Raw genomic sequence first — 25062 nt, 5'->3', positions numbered from 1 at the left:
ACCGCTGTGGTCCGCGTCCTCAGTCGTCGCGAAGCCGACAGGCGGGTCCGCGCACGGACCCGCCGGCTTCGATAACACTATTCTGCCGCGATCTTGCTTGGGTGCTTGCGCTCGTAGGCGCGCCAGGTCGTGGCCCAGACGCTTGGCTCGTCCAGCGCGGAGGTCAGCGCCTTGATCGGCCCGTTATGGGGCGCGGTCTTGACCAAGTCAGCGTCTTCGTAAGCCTCCGCGATCACGTGTTCGAGGACGTCGATCCAGTAGTCGATGTCCTCCTTCGACCAGAGCTCGCCCGCCTCGGGCGTGAAGGGCTCGGGGACTAGCCAGGGCTCGTGGCTCAGCCAGAGCGCGTCGATGCCAAAGTCGGTCATCCGGTTAGAGATCTCGAAGACCGTGCAGCCGGTGTCCTGCGTGACCTGGTCGACCGAGTGGCGTGTCATCTCCATCCGCGGCGCGTCGATGCCGGGGTTGGATCGGCTGACGCCCTTCGTCTTGCCGAGTCGCCAGTCCATGTAGTTGTTGGCCAGCACAGAAATGTCCGCCGCCTCTCGCAGCCCCTCCGCGCCCATGGCGCGGGCCCAGGCATAGGCCTTCATCACCTGGGGCGCGTTGCCCCAGAACTCTCGCACACGGCCGATGCTCTGCGGACGATCCTCGTCCAGCACGTAGCTGTCACCATCCTTCTTCACCACGGGGGCCGGCAGGAAGGGGACGAGATGCTCTGCACAGCCGTAAGCGCCCACGGCGGGCCCTCCTCCGCCCTTCGGCGCACCGAAGGTCTTGTGCAGCATGAACATGCAGGCGTCGAAGCCCAGCTCTCGGGCTCGCAACCGGCTCATCACGCCGTTGAAGTTGGCATGGTCGTAGAAGCAGAGCCCGCCAGCCTCGTGGACGATCTTCACCCACTCTTTGATATCCGGGTTGTAGATGCCCATGTCATCAGGATTGTTAACCATCAGCGCGGCGGTGCGCGGGCCGACGACGGACTTCAGTTGCTCGATGGACGGATAGCCATTCTCCTCCAGGCTGAGAGTGATCACCTCGAAGCCTGCCGTGTTGGCCGTCGCCGGAGAGCAGGGATGCGTCTGGATCGTCGTGATAATCTGGTCGCGCTGCTGCAGCTCTCCGCGCGATGCATGGTAGGCCCGTGTCAGGCAGGCATGGGTATAGGCCGCGTCAGCCCCGCCGCCAGCCTGGAAGATGAACTGGTCCATACCGCTGACCTCGCAGAGGAAGTCGCTGAAGTTGTCGTAGAGCTCGAGCACCCCCTGCAGCGTCTCAGCCTCCTGCAGCGGGTGCAACTTCTTCAGGTGCTCGGACGTGGCCCGCTCCCCGATCCGGGGATTGTACTTCATCGTGCAGGTTCCGAAGAGCGACACGCCCATCATGCCAAGGGTCATCTGGCTGAGGTGCAGGTAGTGACGGAGAGCGTCGTGCTCCGTGACCTCCGGAAGGACCGGGGCATTCTTGCGCGCAGCCTTGCCCGGCAGCTTCGGCGCCGGCGCGTCTTCGAAAACGACGCCGCGACGTCCGGTGCCGGTCATCTCCATGACCACCGGCTCGGACCACTTTGCGGCGTGGTAGCCATTGGAATTCTCGAGATAGTTCTTGAGGGACGCAGTCATGCCAGGGCCTCCTTTACGGCTGCGACCAGCTGGTCGATATCGGTTTTGGTATGCACCTCGGTCACGCAGAAGAGGGCCGCGTTTCCGCTGACGCCCGGCTCTCCGGTCAGGTCCTTCGGTCCGAGAAGGCCTTTGGCCCTCAGCGCTGCGTTCACTTGCGATACCGGTTTGTCGAAGGTCGCGACGAACTCCTTGAACACCGGGCGCGAGAGATCGACCGAGACCCCATCGAGGGCATCCAGCGCCTGCGCCGTCGCGGTCGAGCGGGCCATGATCAGCCGACCGATCTCGGCAAATCCTTCCGGGCCCAAGGCGCTCATGTAGGTGGCATTCGCGAGGGCCCAGAGATAGACCGAGTTGCCGGTCCAATCCTTGCCTTCCTCACGCATCCCGTAGGATGTCTGGTGAAATAGCGCGAGGCCGAAGCCGAGCTCTCCCGGCTCCCGCGTCTCGGAGATCGAGACATTCAGAGTATTGTATTCGTGGGCGTAGCGCTCGTCGTCGAGGCTCGCGATGAAGCCCCCGACCCCGCCGCCTGCGTACATGTGGACGCCCAAAGGCTGGGTCGGTCCCACGGCAATCGTGGCGCCGTATGCACCCGGCGCCTCAAGCAGGCCCAGCGATAGCGGATCGACCCCGACAATCGCCTCGGCGCCCGCCTCACGCGCCAGGGCGCAAAGCTCACCAGGGTCGGCATCGATCACCCCGTGATAGCCAGGCGTCTCGAAGTAGAGCGCACCGGCGCCGTCCAACTTGGCCTTGAGATCGGCGCGGTCGATGCAGCCATCCGCGCCCACTTTTACCGTCGCGATCTGGATGTGACGGGCCATCTCGGTGGGCTCGCAATAGGTCTCGAGCACCATGCGCCGCTCGGGGTCCATAACCTCGGGCACGACCACCTTGCGCCTGCCGGTCATGCGCGCGGCCATCCGCACCCCGTGCCCCACGGCGCAGCCCCATGAATAGACGGGCAGGCCGACGAAATCCAATTCCACCAGGGCGCCGATCTGGCTGGTGAACTCGAACCAGGCCTGGTTGCGCCCGTGGTCGGAGGTGGGCGATCCGAAGACCGAGGTCTGCCACTCGTAGCGGCCCACCACCTCGTCGCAGATCGCCGGCACGTAGTGCGGCCAGGCGCCCGCGCCGCGGAAACAGGCGCTCTGCTCGAACACCATGTTCTTGCCCATCAGATCGTCGAGGTGCCGCGACAGAGCGACTTCCGACGCGAGTTGCGGCGGAAGGTCCAAGGGCCGCTCCATCCGGTGATCTTCGGGAATCTGGACGAAGAGTTCCTCGATGTCCTTGACCCCCAGGGCGGCCAGCATCTCCTCCTTTGCCGATCCGCCGGAATTCGCCATCCATGGATGCGCCTTCATGTGCCTCTCCTTCATTGTTCTCTCAGGCCACCACCCGCATGACGAGGCTTCGGCCCGGCCCGGTGATCACCGGCCAGTATCCCGAAAGCCGGCTGTCAAGCGCCGGGTCACCCGTGTCGATCGTCAGTTCCTGCGGGTTCAGCCCCGCCAACTTGTCCGCGCCGCAGATCACGTCGATCCGAGGCATGCCGGCCGCCCGCAAGACCGCTGGAGAAATCTGCTGGTTGCCGCGTCCGAGCACGAAGCCCTGCCCGCCGACGACGGTCACCACGATACGCACCTTGCGGCCGGCGACACGCTCGATCAGCGTGTGCTCGTCGAGGTCGATGCCGGTGATCCGCCCCCCTTCGGCGAGGTCCACCCCCAGCAATGAGCCGCCGCCGAGCCGGTCCTTGAGCACCTTCATCGTCGCGCCCGGCCCCAGCAGGTAGAGCGTCTCCGTCTTCATCGCCCGCAAATAGGCGGCGATCGCGCCGTCCATCTCCCCGACAGTGTCGCTGCTGCCCGCTTTCGGATTCTGCCGATCCCCCCGGCGGTTCAGCGGGGTCCGCGCGACGGTGTAGAGCCGGGCCGAAAGACGACCGGCCCTACGCTCTTCCTCGTCGAGATCGAGGACCTCCACCATCTCGGTGCGGCGCAACGGGTCTGTCAGGAAATCCGCCGCCAGCCGCCCCGCTCTCTCGGGGCTCCGGGCAAAGACCCCGGAGTGCATCTTGACGCCGGAGGGGATGCCGAGGATCGGGATGCCGCCGCTGTTGGCGGCGCAGATGTCGCGCGCCGTTCCGTCTCCGCCGGCGAAGAGGATGAGGTCCACCTTGCCCTGCATTTCTCGGACACATGCCTCGGTGTCCGCCGCCGTGCCGAGCAACGTGGCGGGGCCCACCGGCGTCACCTCGCCGCGTGGGGGCAGAACTGGTCCCGCCAAGACCTCAACGGAACACCCCACGCGAAAGGTGTCGAGCGCCCGAGCCGCCCGCTCCGGAGACTGCGACAGCCGACCCTCAACGCTCGCACGAACGGCGATGTCGGGTTCATCGCTGCCCTTGCGGCCCATTGCACCGCCGAGACCCGCCACCGGGTTAATGATCAACCCTAGCCGCGCCACCAACTCGCTCCGAAGCTATCCGGACATTTGTTCGCATAATGAAAACATGACGAAGTCATGGCTTGCGCGCAAGTGAATTCGGGTGGGACAGAACCCTAGGTCGGAGCTTCACCACCGATTGGCACCCACTCTCAGGTCCGACGAACTGTCAAAAACCACCGGGCGAGGAGTAGCGGATTGAAGTAGCGGAATGGTGTTCGTTGGGTCATCCATAGAGACTAAGGTCTCCCCTCCCTGACTCGCTCAAGGAGTTCTCCTGACAGTGCACCTGGGCCCGCTCAAGCCACGTTCCACTGACAGCGCCCCGGGCAAAGAACGGAGCCGATCGGACGAACTGGAAGGAGGCCGAGCACCGGGCCAGCCTCGAGCCGCCTCTAGCCGATACGAACCGGCCCCAGGCGCTCGCCGCTTTCGGGAGAGAACAGGTGAACGGCACCGGAGGGGCGGAGGGACGTCCGCCCCGCCACTTCGTCGGAGCGGTGCACGCCCGGAAGGCTGACGGTGAAGGGCGCATCGGGTGCTGTCAGACAAATGCGAAACGGTCTCTGTTGTCCCGGAACGCGCAGGGTCAGGCGTCGCAGAGCCCCCGCCACTCGGCGAGCGCGGCGTCGCGGGACTGCTTGAAGTGGGTTCGGCTGGAGAGACTGCGCTGATGGTTGAAGTGGTTGAAGACGGAGGCGTGGACCGAGGCGAACTTCTGTAGACTTCGCATTTGCCGGAAGCGCAGCATCGCACGCTCTCGTCGTCGGAATGGCAGGTGTGAGTTCTCTGCGCGGTTGTTGATCCAGCGCCCTTGGGTCCGGTGACCAGTAACCTGAAGCTCCTTCATCGCGGCGCCGTAGGAGCGGAGCCGGTCTGTGACGATCTCGTCGGCTGTCCCGTACCGCCTCATCAGCTTCTTCATGAATTTCAGTGCAGCGGCCCGATCACGTCGTCTCGTCACCACGCTCTCGAGAACCTCGCCCTCGTGATCCACGGCCCGCCAGAGGTAGTGCGTCTTGCCGTTGATCTTCACGAAGACCTCGTCGAGGTGCCAGCTCCACCGGCTCGCCTTTAGCGCCTGGATGCGGCGCTTTCTGACTTCGGCTGCGAACATGGGGCCGAACCGGTTCCACCAGTAGCGGACCGTCTCGTGGCTGACCTCGATCCCCCGCTCATGCAGCAGATCCTCGACATTGCGCAGCGAGAGCGGAAACCGGACATAGAGCATCACCGCCAGGCGTATGATCGCGGGGCTCGTCTTGAAGTAGCGGAACGGGCTTGGCTGGGTCATCCGGGGAGGCTAAGTCCGCCCCCTGCCCTGCTCAAGCGGTTCTTTTGACAGTACCGTTCAACTCCCTCGACGCCCAGCACGAAGCCTGCGCGGCCTACATCGCAAGCCAGAAGCACGAAGGTTGGTCGCTGGTTAAAGCCCGCTTCGACGATGGCGGTGTCTCCGGCGGGACCCTCAACCGCCCTGCCCAGCAGCGCTTGGTGGCCGAGATCGAGGCCGGCCGGATCGACATGGTCGTCGTCTACAAGATCGACCGGCTGACGCGATCGCTTGCCGACTTCGCCAAGCTTGTCGAAAGTCTCGAGGCCGCGTCCTGCTCCTTCGTCTCGGTCACCCAGGCGTTCAACACCTCCTCCTCGATGGGGCGGCTGACCCTCAACATGCTCTTGTCCTTCGCGCAGTTCGAGCGCGAGGTCACGGCAGAACGCATCCGTGACAAGCTCGCGGCCTCCAAAAGAAAGGGGCTCTGGATGGGCGGGTTGCCACCACTGGGATACGATCCCCATCCGGACCCCCAGGTTCGCCAACTGGTCCCGAACGAGGCGGAAGCGGTGACCATCCGAGCCCTCTTCAACCTCTATGCTGAACATGGCTGTCTGAACGCCGTGGCTCGCGCCGCGGCAGATCGGGGCCTCTTGTCCAAGCGGCGGCGGTCTGCCTCGGGGAACTCGAGCGGGGGAGGCCGAGGCCCCCTTAGCCGCGGGCAGATTCATCACATCCTCCGCAACCCCGTCTATGTCGGACGCATCCGTCACAAGGACACAACCTGGCCAGCCCAGCACCCCGCGATTGTCGATGACGACCTCTGGAAGACCGTCCAGGACCGGCTTGGCGAGCGGGGCCAGCGCAGGCGCGGCCCAAACGGAAAACAGGTCGCCGCGGATAGCGCGCTCTTGAAGGGCAAGCTTCGGGACGGGACCGGGGACAGGCTTACACCGACTCATGTTCAACGAGGAGATCGGCGCTACCGATACTACGTCTCCAATCGCCTGATCTCGGGTGGCCCTGATCCGAACGCCCTGCGAATACCTGCAATTGAGCTAGAGCGGCGAGTGACAGAAATCGTCGCCGGGCACATCCAAGCCGCCGGTGAGCGCCACAGACTGGCAACACCGAGCGATGCCGTGGCGAGCCAGTCCCTCTCCGAGCGCGCCACTGCTTATGCGGCGAATTTGCGAACCGATCCTGGACAGGCCCTCGCCAGGCTCATCGACGGCGTGACGCTTGCAACTGGTCAGATCACAATTCGTCTTGACGGGACCGCACTCGCGGCGGCGCTCGACCTCAAGGAAGAAGAGATCGAACGCGAGAGCCTAACGATCGCCCTGCCGCTCCAGTATCGCCGCCGCGGTCAGGAGACGCGCATCGTGGTTGGAGAACTGCAGTCCACCCCCGATGCCACACTTCTTCGGGCCCTCAGAATGGCCCATCGGTGGGCCACCTCGATCCGCGATGGAGTCTCTTTGGCGCAGATCGCTCGACAGGAGAATGTCGGCCCCCGCTACGTCGCGAAGCTCCTTCCGCTCGCCATGCTGTCCCCGCGAATCCAGGTCGCCGTAATCGCCGGAACACAGCCCGTCGAGATGACGCTCGAGCGGCTGCTCAATAGCCCGCTCCCCTTCGACTGGACAGACCAGGAACGGGCTGTCGGACTGGCAGCCTGAGTGCCATCGCCGAGCGCTGCAGGCATCCCTGCTCAGGCAAAATTCTTTCCCTGTTCTGAGAAAAAACTTCCCTGTTCGTCTGCTTAGGGAAATCACGTCTAAGCCATTGGTGTGAGGTCAGGAATCGGCCTCCACCTTTCTGGGTTCCGAGGATCTTGGTGTGATTTCCCTGTAGATCGCCACAAAACAGGGAAAGCGCACCGGCCGCAGCGCGCAAGTGAGACCACCGCCCAAATCGGCCGTGAGCTGCAAGGCGCAGTGCGTCTCAGTCAGGATCATGCCCGGCTACCCCCCGGAAAATGGGGCCAGACTACGGACAAGAAGTTGTAGGGTAACTGAGCTAGGGGTCCTTGGCGGTGCTGTCAGACAAATGCGAAACGGTCTCTGGTGTCCCGGAAGGCGAAGGGTCAGGCGTCGCAGAGACCCCGCCACTCGTCGAGTGCAGCGTCGCGGGACTGCTTGAAGTGGGATCGGCTGCAGAGACTGCGCTGATGGTTGAAGTGGTTGAAGACGGAGGCGTGGACCGAGGCGAACTTCTGTAGACTTCGCATTCGGCGGAAGCGCAGCATCGCGCGCTCTCGTCGTCGGAACGGCAGGTGTGAGTTCTCTGCGCGGTTGTTGATCCAGCGCCTATCGGTCCGGTGACCAGTAACCTGAAGCTCCTTCATCGCGGCGCCGTAGGAGCGGAGCCGGTCTGTGACGATCTCGTCGGCTGTCCCGTGCCCCTTCATCAGCTTCTTAAGGAATTTCAGTGCCGAGGCCCGATCGCGCAAAAGGACCTCTCCCTCTTGATCCACGGCCCGCCAGAGGTAGTGCGTCTTGCCGTTGATCTTCACGAAGACCTCGTCGAGGTGCCAGCTCCACCGGCTCGCCTTCAGAGCCTGGATGCGGCGCTTTCTGACTTCGGCTGCGAACATGGGACCGAACCGGTTCCACCAGTAGCGGACCGTCTCGTGACTGACCTCTATGCCAAGTTCATGCAGCAGGTCCTCGACATTGCGCAACGATAGCGGAAACCGGACATAGAGCATCACCGCGAGACGGATGATCTCGGGGCTGGTCTTGAAGTAGCGGAACGGACTTGGCTGGGTCATCCGGGGAGGCTAGGTCCGCCCCCTGCCCCGCTCAAGCGGTTCTTCTGACAGTGCCCTTCAGAGGCTTGCTCCGGCGTTTCACTGCCGGGGTCGCGATTTTTCCAAGCGTGAAACGAACCGCGTCATCGGGAAGAGCACGACCATATAAAGTAGCGCACCGACGACGAGCGGCGTGGCATTGACGAATTGGGATTGAAGATCCTGGGCGACCTTGAGAATCTCGGCGATCGCGATCACGGAGGTCTCTGCCGTGCGCTTCATGAGGCCAATTAGACGATTGGAGTAGTCGGGCAACACGATCCGCACCGATTGCGGAAGCACCACCAAGCGCATCGCCTGCCACGCGGTCAGGCCGATGCTTCGGGCGCTGAGCACTTGGTTTCGGTGGATCGCCTCGATACCGGACCGGAACACTTCGGTGAGGTAGGCGCCCTCGATCAGGGTCAATGCCACCACACCGGTGGCGAATGGCGATAGAACGATCCCCGAGTAGGGCAGCGCCGAGTAGGTGACGAGCAGCAGTACGATCGGTGGCACTGCACGAAAGACGTCGACATAGGCGTCGATGAAGAAGTTGAGCAGCGCGTCATTTACGATGCTTCGCACGACCGCCATGAACATGCCGAGAAGCGTGGACAGCACCAGGGAAAACAGGAACACCTGCACGGCGATCCAGAGGCCGCTCAGCATCCGTGCCATTGCGCCGGGGCGGCTCATCACCTCCACGTTGAAGAAGAGGTAGCCAAGGCGGCCCCAGTCGCCATCCGCCCAGCGAAAGAATGCGGCCGTCGCCAGAACGAGCAGCGCCAGGGCTGACAGGTTCTGTAGCCAGAGTGGCGCGCCCTTGTCGATCTGCACGGGGACGAACAGGAACAGGAAGGCGACGAACACCGCGACAGTCGCGGTGATATCGAAGGCAATGCCGATCCCCGAGGTCGCCGGCGCAGCGAGAAGGTAGCCGAGTCCTACCAGAAACATCAGTATCAGCGGAATGGGCCGGGATTTGATCAGCTCTTGCCTCATCGTATCGCTCTCAGGAATTCGCGGGTCCGTTCGTGCTCGGGTTCGTCGAGTACCCGCGCGGTCGGTCCGCGTTCGACGACCTGGCCGGCGTCGAGCATGATCAGCTGATCGGCCGCCTTGCGCAGGAATCCGATCTCGTGACTGACGACGACCATCGTCATTCCCTCCTCGGCGAGTGTCCGCATCACCTCGAGAACCTCGTTCACCATCTCGGGGTCGAGCGCGGAGGTGGGCTCGTCGAACAGGATCGCCTTCGGCCGCATCGCGAGCGAGCGGGCGATCGCGACCCGCTGCTGCTGGCCTCCCGAGAGCTGCTGCGGGTGCTTCGTGACATGGTCGGCGAGGCCAACCCGTTTGAGCGCGTCAGCAGCGGTCTCCTGCGCCTCGCTGCGCGGGCGCCGGCGGACGTAGATCAATCCGAGCGCGACGTTTTCCAGAACGGTCATGTGCGGGAAGAGGTTGTATTCCTGAAACACCATGCCGATGTCCGCGCGGACCCGGTTCACGTCGGTCCGCAGGTCGGTGATGACGGTGCCCTCGATCAGGACGTCGCCTTGGCTCGGTTCCTCGATCCGGTTCAGGCATCGGAGAAACGTGCTCTTGCCGCTGCCCGAACTACCCATCAGCGCGGCCACTTCACCTCTTGCGATCGTTGCGTCGATGCCGCGCAGGACGTGCGAACCACCGAAGTACTTGTGGATGCCGCGCGCTTCGATCATCGGCTCTGCCTTGGTGTCAGACACGGCGCTCATCTTACGTTCCAAGCGTCGAGGCGACGCTCCAGCCGTCGGGTAAGGTGGATGAGCGGGATCAGCGTCGCGAGGTAGACGAACATCGACAGGACGAGAGGCGTCGGCGTGCGCTTCCAGGTGACCGCCTGCTGTGCCGTGGTGAGCAGCTCGGGCACGGTGATGACGTAGGCGACGGCGGTGTCCTTCACGAGGCTGACGAGGTTATTCGTGAGCGGCGGGATTACGATCTTGAACGCCTGCGGCAGGATCACAAACCGCATGGTCGCGCCCGGGCCCAGACCCAGCGCGCGGGCGGCGTCGATCTGACCGCGAGGGATGCTTTCGATGCCGGCGCGAAAGATCTCGGTCTGGTAGGCACTGTTCATGAGGACCAGAGCCAGTACGGCCGCCCAGAACGCCGGCAGGCGGATCCCGAGGAACGGCAAAGCGTAGAAGATGAGGACCATGCTGACGATGAGCGGCAGTGCACGGAAGATGTCGACGTGCAGACCCAGAAAGAGGTCGATGACGGGATTGCCGAGGGTCCGGAGGATCCCGAACGTCAGGCCGAAGATAATCGACAGGACTGCAGCCACGATCGAGAGCTGGAGTGTCACGAGAAGGCCCTGGGCATAGAGCTCCCAGACGCCATCCATGCGCGAGAAATTGAAGAATTGCTCCTGCACCCGATCCCAGCGCGTGCCGCTGTAACGGTAGAAAAGCCAGAAGAACAAGACGATGACGCTCAAGCTGGTGGCCCGCTTGAGAAGGATTGGCTTCTCCCGGTCGGTGAGCATCACGCCGGCCAATACGAAGCCTGTCAGGTACCAAAGGATTACGCCTGCGGCGCCGAGCGGCGTCGGCTTGCCGAAGGGCGGCAGGAAGAGCACTGCGGCGGCGATCCAGCCGACCAGGCCGATGGCCAGCCACTCGTAGCGGCGGAACCAGGGCTGGTGGGCCCCGCGATTGCGCCAATCGTCGATCGTGGTTCGAATGTCGGTCATGCGCGGACTGGGGCCTGTTTCGAGTGCGGCGCGTCATGCGCCCGCACGGGGCTGCCTATGGCCTCCGTGCGGGCGTTCGAAATGCTCGGGCGCTGGACAGCGCGCGCGATCACTCTGCGGGGACGTAGGGCTCTTCGAAGACCCGAACGACGGGAGAGTCCTCGTCGGGAGCATCGCCGAAGTACTGCTCGAACAGCTCGGCGGTCGTGCCGTCTTCCTTCATCGACCGAAGCGCCTCGTCGAACTCGTCGCGGAGCGGATCGCCCGTCCGGAAAAAGGCGCCGATCATGAAGCTTGCATCATTGGTGTCGATCACTTCGAAGAGGCCCCGCTCCTGGATGTAGACCCGGGCGGTCGGGTAGCCGAGCGTCAAGGCGTCGATCCGTCCGACTTCGAGGTCCAGCAGCTGGGTTTCGATGTCTTCGTAGGCGCGGATCTCGAACGGTCCGTACTCCTCTTCCAGCGCCTCCGCATAGGCCGCTTGTGTGGTCCCCGTTTCGGTGCCGACCACACCGCCCTCGAGGTCTTCGGGGCTCTGGACGTCGTCGTCCTCCCGAACCATGAGTGCATCGAATGCGGCCAGGTAGGGCTCACTGTGGTCCATCTCGGCATGCCGCTCCGGAGTGATGAACACGTTGGACGCGACAACATCCCATTGCTCGGCCTGGAGACCCGAGAACAGCCCGCTGAACGCCACATCTGTGACCTCGACCTCGTAGCCCGCACGTTCGAGCGCTTCCTTGTAGACCTCGTACTCGTAGCCTTGGATCTCGTCCCCGGCCCGGAAGATGCGGAGCGGAATGTTGACGTTGCTGGCCACGCGAACGACCGGGCGGTCCGAGTCCTGCGCCTGAGCCGGACCGAATGCGACAGTCGCCGCTAGGACGGTCGCACCCATCATGGGTGCGGTCTTGAGGAGTCGTGTGAACATATGTGCCTCCTGGGCAAGGGGTGCGTGGATTGCGGGAGAGCCGGAATCTGCGGACCGCGAGAGTGTCGCGATGCCTCTTTTGTCGGTCGGCTGAGGCGCCTGCCGACTTTGAAACGCCGTGACCCGGTCCATGGGTATCTTCATCAAAGATCGGCCCCCAGTAGAGCGCGACCCTTCCGGGCGCGCGAAAACCCGCTTTCGGCGCGGCGCAAGGCGATTCCCATTGCCGCCACCTGTCAGCCTTGCACGGGCTCAGGCAAAATGAAATTTTTTTTTGGAAATTGACTTGATTGGAAAATTCGTTTCACCTGCCCGAAGCTTGTTTATCACGAGGTTTACATGCCGAAACTCGACCTCGAGTACGTCCGTCGACAGTTCCCGGCCCTGTCCGAGGACGAGGTGCTGCTGGACAATGCCGGCGGGTCCCAGCTCGCCGAACCGGTCTTCGATCGGATGCGCGAGTTCCTGTTCTCGTCGAACGTACAACTGGGCGCGACCTATGGGGCATCGGTCGAGGCGTCGCGGAAAGTGGCCGAAGGACGGACGGCCCTCGCGACGTTGCTGAACGCCGATCGCCCCGAAGAGGTCGTGATGGGGGCAACCGCCACGCAATTGTTCGATCAGCTCGCGCAATCGCTGGCGCAGAAGTGGGAGCCGGGCGACGAGGTCGTCGTTTCGAACTTCGATCACGAAGCGAACATCGGTCCATGGCGGCGGCTCGAACAGCGCGGCATCATCGTTAGGACTTGGGAGCTTCCGGCCGGAGCGCACAGGCCAAGGCCGGATGACCTCGCGCCGCTCCTGGGGTCGAAGACTCGCTTGGTGGCCATGACCCATTGCTCGAACATCTTCGGCAGCATCAATGACGTCCGCGCTATCGCAGACCTGGTCCACGACCACGGGGCGATGATCTGTGTCGACGGGGTGGCCTATGCACCGCACAGGGCCATCGATGTGAAGGCACTCGGCGCCGATTTCTACGGGTTCTCCGTCTACAAGACCTACGGTCCGCACCATGCAGCGCTCTACGGAAAGTACGATCTGCTTCGTCACAAGGCCGGAAACATCAATCATTATTTCTATGGCGAGGAGAAGGTTCCCAATAAGCTCGAACCTGGCAACGCCAACTACGAACTGGCCTACTCCTGCGTCGGAGTGATCGACTACCTGGAAGGGCTCGCCAAGGCACATGGGATCAACGCATCGGGCCGCGCGGCCGTCGAGGCGGCCTTCGACATGATTGCCGATCATGAAGCTGCGCTATCCGAACGTCTTCTGGGCTATTTGCGCGGCCGGGACGATGTGACCATCGTGGGCGACTCCGCCTCGGATCGCGAGGCTCGCGTGCCGACGATCTCCTTCGTGATCGAGGGGCAGTCGTCACGTAAGACGGTCGAAGCGGTGGACTCCTCGGGTATCGGCATCCGCTTCGGGGACTTTCACTCGAAACGTCTGGTTCAGGCGCTCGATCTCGGCGATCCGGATGGCGTCATTCGCGCGTCGGCGGTGCATTACAATACACTTGAGGAAATGGATCGGCTCATCGAACAGCTTGAGCGCCTACGCAGCTAGACGCTTCAACGACGTATACTCGGAGATTGCGGATAGCAGGAAGATCATTGCCCAAGACCTGCTCGCGAAGGGAGCAGGGCTCGACAGGGTCCTTCAGACTGCTCTGCGGGACGCGCCCGGAAGCTCCCTTTTCCGGACCGTCGTGCAATTAATCGTCGAAAGGCCCAAGAGATGGTCACAGTCTGCAAACGCCCCGGAGCGCCCGATGATGCCTGACACTCGCACCGATACAGACAAGATCGAGAAGCCGCAGAGTGTAGAGGCGTTCAGGGCCCGTCTGCTGAACGAACGGCAGCTCTTCACGAACCGCATGCTCGAAGCCGGGGCCTGGGTGCTCGACAACCAACGCATCGTCGCGCTGGAGACCCTGTCTGTCATGGCGCGCAAGTCGCGGCTCACACCCTCGATTTTCGTAAGACTTGCGAAGGCCATGGGGTTCGGCGGATTTTCGGACATGCAGAAGCTGTTTCGGGCTCCCTTGCACCATGCCTACCCGGTTTCCCTGTCCGAGAGGATCTCCCACAGCCAAGGGGACGAGGTTGTTCACGATCCCTCCGACATTCACGCGATAGGCCAGTCCTTCTGCCGGGCCAACAGCGCCTCGCTCGCGCATCTCGGTGGACGGCTCGACGAGCTACCGCTGGATGCAGCCATCGACCGGATCATGGCGGCTCGAACCGTGCACCTCATCGGTTTGGACCGGTCCTTCCCGGTGGCCTCGTACTTCGCTTATGCGCTTCGGCGGGCGAACGTCCAGGCGATCCAGGTCACCGGCATGGGCAGCCTCGCCTCGGACCAGATCGGCGTTATGCAGTCCGGCGACCTGCTGGTTTCAATTAGCTTCCCTCCCTACGCGCAGGCCACCATCGACGCGACTTCGGCTGCCCGCGCAGCCGGCCATGAAGTGATCGCCATCACCGATTCACCGGTTAGTCCGATCACCGTCGATGCGGTGGAAGTGCTGACCGTCGACGATGCCGAGTTGCACGGGTTTCGCTCGCTGACCGGCGTGATGAGCCTCGTGCAGGTTCTCACCATCGGTCTCGCCTACCGGAATCGGGACAGGGGCGACCTCGATCTCGACCTGATCAACGCCTGAAAGGATCTCGGATGGCCTACGACCTGGTTATTGCCAACGGAACCGTTGCAACCGCGGCGGATGTCTTCGAGGCGGACATCGGGATCAGCGACGGGCGGGTCGTGCAGATCGGCGGCGACATGGGCGGCGCGACCCGGGTGATCGACGCGACGGGGCGGTACGTCCTGCCCGGCGGGATCGACAGCCATGTGCACATCGCCCAGCCCTCCGGGCCGGGCATTGTCATGGCCGACGATTTCGACAGCGCCACACGATCCGCAGCCTTCGGCGGCAACACCACGGTGATGCCTTTCTGCCTGCAGGAACGCGGCCAGTCGCTCGCCACCGCGTTTCGTGACTACCGGGAGAAGGCTACCGGCTCGCACGTCGATTTCGGATTCCACATGATCGTTACCGATCCGACGCCGCAGGTGCTCGGCCAGGAGTTGCCCGCGCTGATCGAGGAGGGGCAGCGCTCGGTCAAGGTCTTCATGACCTACGAGGCGATGCGCATGGATGACGCCGGCATCCTCGCCACCATGGACGTCGCCCGGCGGCACGGGGCGAAGGTCATGGTTCATTGCGAGAACGAGGATGTCATCGCGTTCCTCGCGGCCCGTGCGGCGGAAGCGGGCGATGTTGCGCCTCGCGCTCACGCCACGACACGGCCAGTGGCGGCAGAGCGGGAGGCGACGCATCGCGCCCTGACACTGGCCGAGGTCGTCGACGTCCCGATCGTCATCGTTCACGTCTCCAATGGCGCCGCAATCGACGAGATCGCCCGCGCGCGGTCGCGCGGCATCGACATCACGGCGGAGACATGCCCGCAGTACCTCGTGCTCGAGGCCGACGACCTGGCCCGAGACAACTGGGAGGGTGCCAAGTTCGTCTGCTCGCCTCCGCCACGCGATACGACCGAGCAGAAGAACTGCTGGCGCGGCCTCGAAACCGGATTGTTCGACCTTTTTTCCTCCGATCACTGTCCGTTCCGATACGAGGACGACCAGGGAAAGCGCAATCCGGCCGGACTGCGCAGCTTCAGGCACATCCCGAACGGAATCCCGGGGGTCGAGACGCGCCTGCCCATCCTGTTTTCCGAGGGCGTCATGAAGGGGCGCATCGACCTGACGCGCTTCGTGGCACTAACTTCGACCAACCATGCCCGCGCCTACGACATGTATCCGAGAAAAGGTACGATCGCCGTCGGCGCGGATGCCGACATCACCATCTGGGACCCGCAGGTGCGCAAGTCGATACGTCACGCAGACCTGCACGACGCCGCGGATTACAGTCCCTACGAAGGGTTTGAGGTCCAGGGCTGGCCCGAAACGGTCATTCTGCGAGGCAAACCAGTGGTCGAGGACGGCAAATTGACCGCGCCTGGCGCCGGCAGAGAAGTTCCAAGGGCTGCAACTTGATGAAATCGACTATCGCCTTTCAGGCTCGATAGTCTCGGTGCTCCGATAGGAAGATCTGTCGCGCTCGGCTCGGCTTTGAGATCTCTGAACAGCTGTTCAGTAGCCCACCAAATGGTGCTGTCATACAATGCGAAACAGTCTCTTTCGCCCCGGAACGCTCAGGCTCATGGGGCGCAGAGACCCCGCCACTCGTCCAGTGCAGCGTCGCGGGACTGTTTGAAGTGAGGTCGGCTGGAGAAACTGCGCTGGTGGTTGAAGTGGTTGGAGACGGAGGCGAACTTCTGCAGACTTCGCATCCGACGGAAGCGCAGCATCGCGCGCTCTCGTCGTCGGAACGGCAGATGTGAGTTCTCTGCGCGGTTGTTGATCCAGCGAACCTCGGTCCGTTGACCACCGACCCTCAGCTCCTTCATTGCGGCGCCGTAGGAGCGGAGCCTGTCAGTGACGATTCCGTCGGCCTTGCCGTGTCGTTTCATCAGCTTCTTCAGGAACTTCAGTGCTGCGGCTCGATCACGTCGTCTCGTCACCACGCTCTCGAGAACCTCGCCCTCGTGATCCACGGCCCACCTGGCATCTTCGGAACGAGGGCCATGCCGTGAACCCCAAGCGCGTCCGGCGGCTGATGCGGATCACGGGCCTGATGCCGATCTACCGGAAACCGAACACGAGCAGGCCGGCGAAGGGGCGGCGACCCTTCCCTTACCTACTCCGCGGTCTGACGATCGACCGCCCGAACCAGGTCTGGTGCGCCGACATCACGTATCTCCCTATGAGGCGGGGCTTCCTCTACCTGGTGGCGATCATGGACTGGCACAGCCGTCGCGCGCTGTCCTGGCGATTGTCGAACACGCTGGGAGCGGAGTTCTGCGCCGAGGCGCTGGACGAGGCGATCGCACGCTTCGGGGCGCCAGAGATCATGAATACGGACCAGGGCTCACAGTTCACCGCCTTCACCTGGATGGACCGCCTGCGCCGAGCAAGCGTGCGCATCTCCATGGACGGCAAGGGGCGCTTCCTCGACAATATCTTCATCGAACGGCTGGCGCAGCCTCAAATACGAATGCGTCTACCTGCACGCCTGGGAGACAGGATCGCAGGCGCACGCGGGGCTGCGGACCTGGTTCGACTTTTACAACCACCGGCAGCCTCACGCTGCCCTCGACGGACAACCACCGGACGTGGTCTACCGCGACGGCACGACGATCATGCAACCCGACCGGGAGACCCAGAAAGTAGCTTAGAAAACGGCAGATCCTGTCCAAGGATCGGGGAGCACCTCACGATGGCGTCGCTCCCAATCAGTTGTCGGCGAGACGACAAGGCGATTGCTGCTACAGCAGCCCAGAATGGATGGGCTCCAAGGGCCTCACGCCACACGTCCGTCAGGCTCGGGTCCAGGGTTGAAGAGTATGGAGTTCAGCTCGACGGACACTAGACCAATTGCACCCTAGCTTGCTCATGCCATTTCGTTCACAGCCGCCAGGAGCTTCGCGACTTCCTGCTCGGTGTTATAATGGCACATCGAGATACGGACGCAGTCTTCCAGGCCCAGGGGCTTCAAGACATTGCCGCTGAAGTGGTCCGCTTTCCGGGAATGGGTCCGGATGCCCTGCCCGTTGAGAGTCTCCACGACCTCCGGAGAGGTCATCCCCCTGACCGTGAAGGAAACCAGTCCCTCGCGGGCAGGGTTGTCAGCGCCACCGATGATCTCGACATGGGGCATGTCCGCGAGACCCGGAAGGTTGCCCGTCCCATGGATAGCGCGGGTTGTAAGGTGCATCTCATATTCATGGACCGCACGACCGGCGGCCTCGATGCGTCCCCGGCGGCCCGGAGCATCGGAGACTTCGCCTCCAAGCCAGTCGAAGTAGGACACGACATCCGACATGGTGGCGTAGGCCCCGGCGTCACGCGTGCCGAACTCCCATGCCGTTTCAGGCGCGCCCATCAGCTGTTCGTGAGGCAGCTTGCTCAGACGATCGGACAACCAGGCAACACCGTAGCCGTGGCGAGAGAAGACTTTGTACGGCGAGATTGCATAGCCATCGACATCGTATGCATCGAGATCGATCTGGCCGTGGGCGGCGTGCTGGATGCCATCGACGATGATGAAGCAGTCCGGGGAAACCTTGCGTATCGCTTTGACGATCTTGGCGATGTCCATGCCCATGCCGGTCACTGGCGAACCGTGTAGGATGGTGGCCACCGAAACTTCCGGGGTCATCTTCTCGGCATAGGCCTCGGCTGTAACGATCCCGGCCTCGTTGTCGTGCGGCACACTGACGTAATTGAGTTCCATAACCTCGGCCCAGCGGTGGGCGGCGCTGCGGCTTGCCGGATGCTCGATCGTCGTACCGATAATCTTGCTGCCCTTCGGGACGTTGACGCAGGCAGTCCGGATCATGCGGAAGAGCAGCTCTGTCCCACTCTCGCCAACGATGAACTGGCCCGAGCTAGAATTCGTGAATTCGGCAAGATCGGCCTTGGCCTTTTTGATCACGTCCACGAGGCCCTGGCCTGCAGGGTTGGCCCGCCCCTGGTTGTCGGGGATCGTCGCGTAGTAGGCGGATGTCTCGCCGACGGATTTCAATGTCAGCGCGCCACCGGCGTTCTCGAAGAAGATACGGGGCCCCTGGAACGGGCAGGTGTCGACATGGGCGAAGCGACTACGGATGGCTTCGATGAGCTCGGGTTTTTCTTGGATCATGAGATCATCCTTTCTAGGGTGCCTGTCGGCTGCGCCGATGGCGTCCTGCTCGCTGATGACGGCAGGCTGGTGTTGTTCGGCCCCGCATTCGGGGCGGCTTGTGGTGGGGCCAAGCTAGTCCACGAACTCGCAGGACCCGGCCGTCAGGGCGCGATCGACCCAGCTGCGGTCGAGCGTCCCGGATTTGGTCTCTTCCATCTGTTTCTGTTCGGCCGCCTGCTTGCGGCTGGCCAGTGCGTGGATCGTCGCGGCATCGCCCTGCGGGATGGCGACGATCCCATCGTCGTCCCCCACGATCAGATCGCCGGGATGCACGACCATGCCACCGACGGAGATCGGCACGTTCACTTCGCCCGGCCCGTCCTTGTATGGCCCGCGATGGCTGACAGAACGGGCGTGCACGGGAAGTCCCATCGTGCGGATGGTTCCGACGTCTCTGATCGCTCCATCGATTACGAACCCGGCAATGCCACGTCGCAGCCCATGGGCGACCATCAGCTCTCCGATGATCGCGTTCTTGGTTTCGCCACCGGCATCGACCACGATGAGATCTCCGGGTTCGGCCATATCGAGTGCCTTGTGAACCATGAGATTGTCACCAGGACGCGTTCGGACCGTGAGTGCGGCACCGACGAGGCCGTGTCCGTCACCGTGCATGGGCAGAAGATCAGCACCAATCACCCTCGACATGACATCGCTGATGTTGGCCACTGGGAGGTCGCGGAACTTCTGGACCCAAGCGTCGTCGACCTTGCTCCGGCGTGTACAAACTCTGAACCCGATACTCATGATTTCTCCGTGGCACTTTCATTGCCGATGGACTCCGCGATTGCCCGCTTGGCTTTGCGGTGCTGCCAAACCGGAAGAGCGACTGCGGCGACCACTAGGACCATCAGGAAAATCGTCAGAGGGCGATCGAAGAAGATCGTTAGGTCCCACGAGGAGATCTGCATGGCCCTGCGGAAGTTCACTTCGAAGATCGGACCAAGGATAAGCGCGATCACGAGAGGGGCAGCAGGGTAGTTCCGGCGCTCCATGAAGTAGCCGAGTATCCCGAAACAGAGTGCGAGACCGACATCGAAGAGGTTGTTGCGTAGCGCGTAGGTGCCGATGAAGCTGAAGGCCAGAACCAGCGGCCCCAGGACCGAACCCGGAATGCGCGTGACGTAGACAAGGTACCGACCAACGCCGAGCCCGATGATGGCAAACATCAGGTTTGCCAGGAAAAGCGAGAGGATCAGCGTGTAGGTGACATCGGCGAAGTCGGTGAAGAGCCGGGGACCCGGTGCCATGCCGTGGATTGTCAGGCCGCCGACAAAGACCGCCGTCACCGCGTTCCCGGGAATGCCAAGGGTCAGGGTCGGAACAAGCGTGCCGCCGGTGACCGCGTTGTTCGCGGCCTCGCTGGCCGCCACACCCTCGATCTCGCCCTTGCCGAAGTTCTCGGGCGTCTTCGATGAGCGGCGCGCCTCATTATAGGAGATGAAGGCGGCGATGCTCGTGCCTGCACCGGGAAGCACACCGATGGCTGAGCCGATGATGGACGATTTCATGATCGTGCGCAGGCATTTCCGGATGAGCTCGACACTCGGGTACGGGCGTCCATGGCTGATGTCGGCTGTTTCTGACAGGATACTGGCGCTCTTTGGCACGCTGAGTGCGATCGCCTGGGAAATCGAGAAGAGACCAATCAGGGCCGGGAGCAGCGGAACGCCGTCGAAGAGTGAGCTTTCACCGAAGGTGAACCGCTGGGTAGCGGTGAAGTTGTCCATCCCGATAGTTGCCAGGAGTAGACCAGCTGCAGCCGAGACGGCCCCCTTGATCGGGTTGCTCGAGACGACCCCGATGATGGTCACCATGCCGAAGACGGCGAGGACGGCGTAATCTACGGGCCCGAACGAGAGCGCGATCCTGGAAAGCGGAGGAGCGACGGCGATCAGCAGAATGGTACTGAAGATACCCCCGATCAGTGAGGCGATCGTCGCCATGCCCACGGCTTCGGCACCGCGTCCCTGCTGGGCGAGAGGGTAGCCATCGAGCGCCGTTGCGATCGAGGCATCGGTGCCCGGTGTTCTGAGCAGGATAGCGGTGATCGAGCCGCCGTAGACCGAGCTGACATAAACGGCACCCAACAGGATGAGCGAGTTTTCAGGGCTCATGCTGAAGGTGATCGGGATGACGAGGGCCACGCCCATCGTCGAGGACAGGCCGGGCAGCGAACCGATGACCATGCCCGCCAGCGTCCCGATGATGAGGACGAACAGCGAGTCTGGCTCGAAGATGTTGCCGAGGGCGATCAGGAGATCTTGCATGCGTCCTCTGAAGTCAGAACGTGTTGAAGAAGGCTTGGAGCCTGCTCGGCGTCGGGACGTTCAGCAGAAGGTCGAAGCCGACAAATAGGATGATCGTGAAGATGGCCGCGAGTGTGACGGAAAAGACGACGCCTTTCTTGGCCAGGATCAGGTAGGACGCGACGATGAAGCCGAATACGCCAAGATAGAAATCGACCTGCCAGACAATCATGAAAAGCAGGAGTGCGAGCCCTATCCATGTCAGGAAGCGCTTGCCCTCGAAGGCGTCGTCGGGCTCTGCCGGAGCGCTCTTTCGCAGCACGGTCTGCGCAATCAGGACCAGGCTGGCCACGATGAGGAGACATCCCATGGCGGTCGGGAAAAACCCGGCGTCGCCCCGGAAGCCTTGGGAGAGGTAGATTGCCGTGGCGCCGACAAGTATCAGCGCCACGGCCACCAAGCGATCTATGTTGCTTGCTGACACGGTGTCATGCCTCGCAGATTACTGCTCGATCCAGGGGTCTTTTTCCCAGAGGTTCTGCAGCGTGTCGCGGTTGTTCTCGAGGAACTGGACGAAGTCTTCGCCGTAGATCGGAACCACCGGCATGTTGAGCTCGGCGAGCTCGGCCCGGAATTCCTCGTTCTCGATGACGCCGCGAGCGGCCTCGAGGAGCGTGTTGTACTGCTCGTCGGAGAGCTCCGCCGGGACGGCCAGACCACGCGAGGCGGCCGAGATCACGTCATACCCCTGCTCCTGGCCGGTTGGGACGTCCGGGATCGCATCCATGCGCTCGGAGGACCAGACGGCGAGAGCTCGAACGCTGCCGTTCTCGATCTGGTTCGCGACTTCACTCATGTTGCCTTCGAAGGCGTCGATGTGGCCGCCTTGCAGGGCAGCGGTTGCCTCGGCATTGCCGTCGAAGGTCACGAAGTTGACGTCGATCCCGGCCTTGTCAGTGAAGTCGAGGGCCGCAAGGTGGTCATCGCCGCCGACGCCTTCGTGGGAGACCGAGAGCTCACCAGGGTTTTCCTTGGCGGCTTCGACGAAATCATCGAGCGTCTCATAGGGGCTGTCGGCCGAGACGGCGATCACGCCGGGGTCGGTGACCACGTTCACGAGAGGGCGGATGTCTTCCATCGAGTAGCCGACGTCATCCCGCACGATGCCCTTGGACTCGAAGGACGGCGAGTTGATGAGGCCGATCGTGTAGCCGTCGGCTTCGGCGTTCGCTAGAGCGGTCCAGCCGACCTCGCCGCCTGCACCTTCACGGTTCTCCACCACGAAGCGTTGACCGAGGTCCTCGCCGATGTAGTCGGAAAAGATGCGGGCCATCGTATCGGTGCTGCCGCCAGCGCCCCAGGCAACGATCATGGTGACCGGACGCTCGGGGTATTCCGCGAGCGCGGGCGCAGCTGCCACCGAGAGGGTGATCGCGGCGGTTGCCGTCGCGGACTTGAAAAGGGTCGTCACTGTCATTGGATAGCTCCCTTGCTTCAGGACAGTCTGTGGCAGGCCCGCGCGATGCGAGCGCATGCCTCGTCTAGCTTTTTTTCTTCGATGGCCAGCGAACACCTAAGGTATCCGGGCATCCCGAAAGACGTCCCGGCAATTGTCGCGACACCGGCCTCCTCAGCTAGATACTCGGCGAGAGCAACATCGCTCTCGATGTCCTTGCCGTTGGGCGCTGAGCACCCCAGCAATTTCATGATATTAGGGAAGAGGTAGAAGGCACCTTCTGCCTTGGCACACTCGATCCCCGGGATGGCATTGAGTTGGGTCCATGCACGGCCACGCCGTCTCTCGAAGACCTCAACCATGGCTTCGACAAATTCTCTCGATCCGTTCAAGGCTGCCACCGCCGCGACCTGGCTGATAGAGCTTGCGCAAGTCGTGCTCTGGGAGGTCACCTTGTTGATGGCACCTATGATCTGGGCTGGGCCCGTCGCGTATCCCAAGCGCCAGCCCGTCATCGCGAAGGCTTTCGAGACCCCGTTCACGGTCAGGCAGCGGCTGGCGATCTCGTCATCGAGAGAGGCCAACGAGACATGGGTCCGGCCGTCGAACGTGAAGTGCTCGTAGATCTCATCCGTCATGATGAGGATGTCAGGGTACGGTCGCAGAGCTTCAGCGATGTCCTGCAGTTCCTGCCTCGTATAGACGGCACCGGTAGGATTGGTCGGCGTGTTCAGCAGCAGCCATTTCGTTCGCGGTGTGATCGCGCGACGGACATCATCTCCAGTGATCTTGAAATCATGATCCGGATCACCCGTCAGAACGACCGGGATGCCGCCGTAGAGCTTCACAATGTCGGGGTAGCTAACCCAGTACGGAGCGGGGATCAGGACCTCGTCGCCGGGGTTCACGGTCGCCGCCAGGGCGTTGAAGATGATCTGCTTGGCGCCGGTGCCGACCGTGACTGTGTTCAGATCAGACTTGATACCGTTTTCACGGTCGAACTTGTCGACGATTGCCGATCGCAGTTCCTCTATTCCGGCCCCTGCAGTGTAGCGGGTTTTGCCGGAGGTTGCGCCGACGATGGCGGCCTCCACGACGTGCATCGGAGTGCCAAAATCGGGCTCACCGACAGTCAAGCCTATGATCTCATGACCCTTCGATTTCAGCGATGAGACGAGGGCACGGGCGGCAACACTGGGAGAGGGCTGAATGCCCTTGACCCGCGCTGAGAGAATGGCCTCTTCCATCTCGTGGTCTCCGCTTTCCCGTCTATGAAGACGCGTTCTGGGTACCCAAGCACTCCGAACAGTTCACTTCTAGCGATTTTTTTCGATGAATTAGCATCGCCTAGGGGAATTAATGGGAAGGCTACCGGCGGTGCGTTGACAGGTTGGCTGCGCCCCTGACTAAGTGCGGCGGGAAGCCAAGCGAGGGAAGATGCGGATCACATTGGGCCAGCTCGAGGCATTCGTTGCCGTCGTCGAAGCAGGTACCTTCGAGGAAGCAGCGCGCAGGCTGAACCTGACCCAGTCGACGGTGTCCAAGCGCATCAGTGATCTCGAGGCGGGATCAAGGATAGACCTCTTCGATCGGTCCAAGCGGAGGGCCAGCCTGACTGAGGCAGGAGAGAAGTATTTCGAGCGTGCCAAAGACTTGATGTCCCGTGCCGCCGATCTCGAGACCGATAGCTATGCCATGGGCTCGAAGCGATCCGTTCGTATGGGCGTGACCGAACTGTCTTCCTTGACCTGGTTGCCGACGTTTCTTGAGCAGTCAGTTTCGCAAAGCCCTGATCTGGAATATGAAATCACGATTGGGCTCAGTCGCGATCTCATGCAGATGGTGGAAGACGACGAGCTCGACATCGTGGTGATCCCGGAAATGCACTTTCCGCGCACCGTGAATTTCCGCAAGATATCTGACCTTGAGGTGGCGCTCTTCTCCAAGCCTGGCCGGATCACCGATCCTCTGCCGATCCCGATCGCCAATCTCAAGGACTACGACATCATCATGCAGGGCAGCCGTTCCGGGTTTTCTGCGCGTCTGTCGTCTTGGCTTCAGAAGCACAACGTGACGCGCCGACCAACGGTGAAGATCGACAGCCAGCATGCCACATTGGGGCTAGTCGTCGCCGGGAAGGGTCTCTGTATTGCAGCCAAGAGCTACATGTCGACGCTAACGGAAAGCGGTCGAGTCGAGATCATCCCGACCAAGCCCGAGCTGCCTCCCGTCGCCTACTATGCCGTCTACCGGCAGTCCGCCCGCGACGCGTTTTTCGATGCATTGTGTGAGCAGATTGCCGAGCAGGTCGATTTTGCGACCTCGTTCTTCTAGTGCGAACAGGAACGCCGCCGGTCGAGCCGAAGTCAGAGCCGATAAGGTGGACGCCCTGAGGTTTGAGACGTTAGGTGGCATTGCTGATGCCAGCCACACACACCTCCGAGGATCATGATTTCGACGAAGTCCCGACCATTGAGCAGAGCATGACGTCCGATCATCCTGCCGTCGCTACGACAGATATTCAGGTCGCAGGGCAGCGATCGACAACTCGGGAGTTGTAAGGCGACGCGCTTTCCAGGCCCCACCCTCTAAGCGCCCTCCAGATTCTCGAAGTTCCAACAAAGACACTTAGCAGCGTACGAGTTCAAACCTGGGTCGGCAAAGCGGACTTTCCGGACCTTCGTTCCGGGCGCTCGGTTTCCACTGCGCCTGCGAGG

20 protein-coding genes and 2 pseudogenes are annotated in these 25062 nt (G+C 62.5%); 6 read left to right on the top strand and 16 right to left on the bottom strand.

Annotated features, from left to right (window positions below):
• Window positions 1–77 precede the first annotated feature (77 nt).
• The 4 genes from gcvPB to F3S47_RS05910 all read right to left on the bottom strand — a co-directional run bounded on the left by gcvPB (window position 78) and on the right by F3S47_RS05910 (window position 5376).
• Complete coding sequence (gene gcvPB / locus F3S47_RS05925; RefSeq protein ID WP_150444333.1) at window positions 78–1622, bottom strand: aminomethyl-transferring glycine dehydrogenase subunit GcvPB; 1545 nt, start codon at window positions 1620–1622, stop codon at window positions 78–80.
• The gene (gene gcvPA / locus F3S47_RS05920) at window positions 1619–2998 is read right to left on the bottom strand and encodes an aminomethyl-transferring glycine dehydrogenase subunit GcvPA (protein ID WP_223877735.1); all 1380 of its coding nucleotides are present in this window, start codon (window positions 2996–2998) and stop codon (window positions 1619–1621) included. Before gcvPA ends, gcvPB begins: the two co-directional genes overlap by 4 nt.
• 22 nt (window positions 2999–3020) lie before the next feature.
• Entirely contained in the window at window positions 3021–3881 is an 861-nt protein-coding gene (locus F3S47_RS05915; protein WP_191090095.1) for an ATP-NAD kinase family protein, read from the bottom strand.
• A gap of 790 nt (window positions 3882–4671) precedes the next feature.
• Window positions 4672–5376, bottom strand: coding sequence for an IS6 family transposase (locus F3S47_RS05910; protein WP_150444331.1), 705 nt, complete (start codon window positions 5374–5376; stop codon window positions 4672–4674).
• Between F3S47_RS05910 and F3S47_RS05905 the strand changes: the two genes are divergently transcribed.
• On the top strand, window positions 5364–7040 hold the full coding sequence (locus tag F3S47_RS05905; protein ID WP_150444330.1) for a recombinase family protein: 1677 nt from the start codon (window positions 5364–5366) through the stop codon (window positions 7038–7040). The two genes, F3S47_RS05910 and F3S47_RS05905, sit on opposite strands and share 13 nt — an antisense overlap.
• Before the next feature lie 407 nt (window positions 7041–7447).
• Here the strand turns inward: F3S47_RS05905 and F3S47_RS05900 are convergent, their stop codons facing one another.
• The 5 genes from F3S47_RS05900 to F3S47_RS05880 all read right to left on the bottom strand — a co-directional run bounded on the left by F3S47_RS05900 (window position 7448) and on the right by F3S47_RS05880 (window position 11823).
• Window positions 7448–8134, bottom strand: coding sequence for an IS6 family transposase (locus F3S47_RS05900; RefSeq protein WP_150444329.1), 687 nt, complete (start codon window positions 8132–8134; stop codon window positions 7448–7450).
• 78 nt (window positions 8135–8212) lie between these two features.
• Entirely contained in the window at window positions 8213–9157 is a 945-nt protein-coding gene (locus tag F3S47_RS05895; protein ID WP_150444328.1) for an amino acid ABC transporter permease, read from the bottom strand.
• Window positions 9154–9909: an amino acid ABC transporter ATP-binding protein gene (locus tag F3S47_RS05890; RefSeq protein ID WP_223877734.1), complete on the bottom strand. Its 756-nt coding sequence runs from the start codon at window positions 9907–9909 to the stop codon at window positions 9154–9156. Before F3S47_RS05890 ends, F3S47_RS05895 begins: the two co-directional genes overlap by 4 nt.
• Window positions 9906–10892, bottom strand: coding sequence for an amino acid ABC transporter permease (locus tag F3S47_RS05885; protein ID WP_150444327.1), 987 nt, complete (start codon window positions 10890–10892; stop codon window positions 9906–9908). Before F3S47_RS05885 ends, F3S47_RS05890 begins: the two co-directional genes overlap by 4 nt.
• 109 nt (window positions 10893–11001) lie before the next feature.
• Window positions 11002–11823 carry an ABC transporter substrate-binding protein gene (locus F3S47_RS05880; protein WP_191090094.1) on the bottom strand — a complete coding sequence of 274 codons (822 nt, stop codon included), beginning with the start codon at window positions 11821–11823 and terminating at the stop codon, window positions 11002–11004.
• 339 nt (window positions 11824–12162) lie between these two features.
• Here F3S47_RS05880 and F3S47_RS05875 point away from each other — a divergent pair, with 339 nt between their 5' ends.
• The 3 genes from F3S47_RS05875 to hydA all read left to right on the top strand — a co-directional run bounded on the left by F3S47_RS05875 (window position 12163) and on the right by hydA (window position 15891).
• The gene (locus F3S47_RS05875; RefSeq protein WP_150444325.1) at window positions 12163–13395 is read left to right on the top strand and encodes a cysteine desulfurase-like protein; all 1233 of its coding nucleotides are present in this window, start codon (window positions 12163–12165) and stop codon (window positions 13393–13395) included.
• Window positions 13396–13600: 205 nt separating this feature from the next.
• Window positions 13601–14494 (top strand): MurR/RpiR family transcriptional regulator, encoded by an 894-nt coding sequence (locus F3S47_RS05870; RefSeq protein ID WP_191090093.1) that lies wholly within the window; start codon window positions 13601–13603, stop codon window positions 14492–14494.
• Between the two features lie 11 nt (window positions 14495–14505).
• Window positions 14506–15891, top strand: a complete 1386-nt coding sequence (gene hydA, locus F3S47_RS05865) for a dihydropyrimidinase (RefSeq protein ID WP_150444323.1) — start codon at window positions 14506–14508, stop codon at window positions 15889–15891.
• A gap of 164 nt (window positions 15892–16055) precedes the next feature.
• Here hydA and F3S47_RS05860 read toward each other — a convergent pair.
• Window positions 16056–16454 (bottom strand): annotated as a pseudogene (locus F3S47_RS05860) (DDE-type integrase/transposase/recombinase); the annotation flags it as partial.
• 8 nt (window positions 16455–16462) lie between these two features.
• On the opposite strand from F3S47_RS05860, the pseudogene F3S47_RS05855 reads away from it, so the two are divergent.
• Window positions 16463–17132: pseudogene (locus F3S47_RS05855) on the top strand (IS3 family transposase); the annotation flags it as partial.
• A 215-nt stretch (window positions 17133–17347) separates the two neighbouring features.
• Here F3S47_RS05855 and F3S47_RS05850 read toward each other — a convergent pair.
• The 6 genes from F3S47_RS05850 to F3S47_RS05825 form a co-directional block, all read right to left on the bottom strand.
• Entirely contained in the window at window positions 17348–18598 is a 1251-nt protein-coding gene (locus F3S47_RS05850) for an aminotransferase class V-fold PLP-dependent enzyme (protein WP_150444321.1), read from the bottom strand.
• Between the two features lie 114 nt (window positions 18599–18712).
• A complete protein-coding gene (locus F3S47_RS05845) occupies window positions 18713–19387 on the bottom strand; it encodes an RraA family protein (RefSeq protein WP_150444320.1) in 675 nt (224 codons plus the stop codon).
• Window positions 19384–20910 (bottom strand): tripartite tricarboxylate transporter permease, encoded by a 1527-nt coding sequence (locus F3S47_RS05840; protein WP_150444319.1) that lies wholly within the window; start codon window positions 20908–20910, stop codon window positions 19384–19386. The genes F3S47_RS05845 and F3S47_RS05840 overlap by 4 nt, the downstream gene beginning before the upstream one ends.
• Window positions 20911–20923: 13 nt before the next feature.
• Entirely contained in the window at window positions 20924–21346 is a 423-nt protein-coding gene (locus F3S47_RS05835; protein WP_191090091.1) for a tripartite tricarboxylate transporter TctB family protein, read from the bottom strand.
• Window positions 21347–21391: 45 nt separating this feature from the next.
• Window positions 21392–22366 (bottom strand): Bug family tripartite tricarboxylate transporter substrate binding protein, encoded by a 975-nt coding sequence (locus F3S47_RS05830; protein ID WP_191090090.1) that lies wholly within the window; start codon window positions 22364–22366, stop codon window positions 21392–21394.
• A 17-nt stretch (window positions 22367–22383) separates the two neighbouring features.
• Window positions 22384–23592 (bottom strand): pyridoxal phosphate-dependent aminotransferase, encoded by a 1209-nt coding sequence (locus tag F3S47_RS05825; protein WP_150444316.1) that lies wholly within the window; start codon window positions 23590–23592, stop codon window positions 22384–22386.
• Between the two features lie 190 nt (window positions 23593–23782).
• On the opposite strand from F3S47_RS05825, the gene F3S47_RS05820 reads away from it, so the two are divergent.
• Window positions 23783–24679, top strand: coding sequence for a LysR family transcriptional regulator (locus F3S47_RS05820; RefSeq protein WP_150444315.1), 897 nt, complete (start codon window positions 23783–23785; stop codon window positions 24677–24679).
• Window positions 24680–25062: the final 383 nt, after the last annotated feature.

It is taken from the genome of Histidinibacterium aquaticum, assembly GCF_008710275.1.
Classification (GTDB): Bacteria; Pseudomonadota; Alphaproteobacteria; order Rhodobacterales; family Rhodobacteraceae; genus Oceanicola; species Oceanicola aquaticus.
This window is presented reverse-complemented; position numbering and strand designations above follow the sequence as displayed.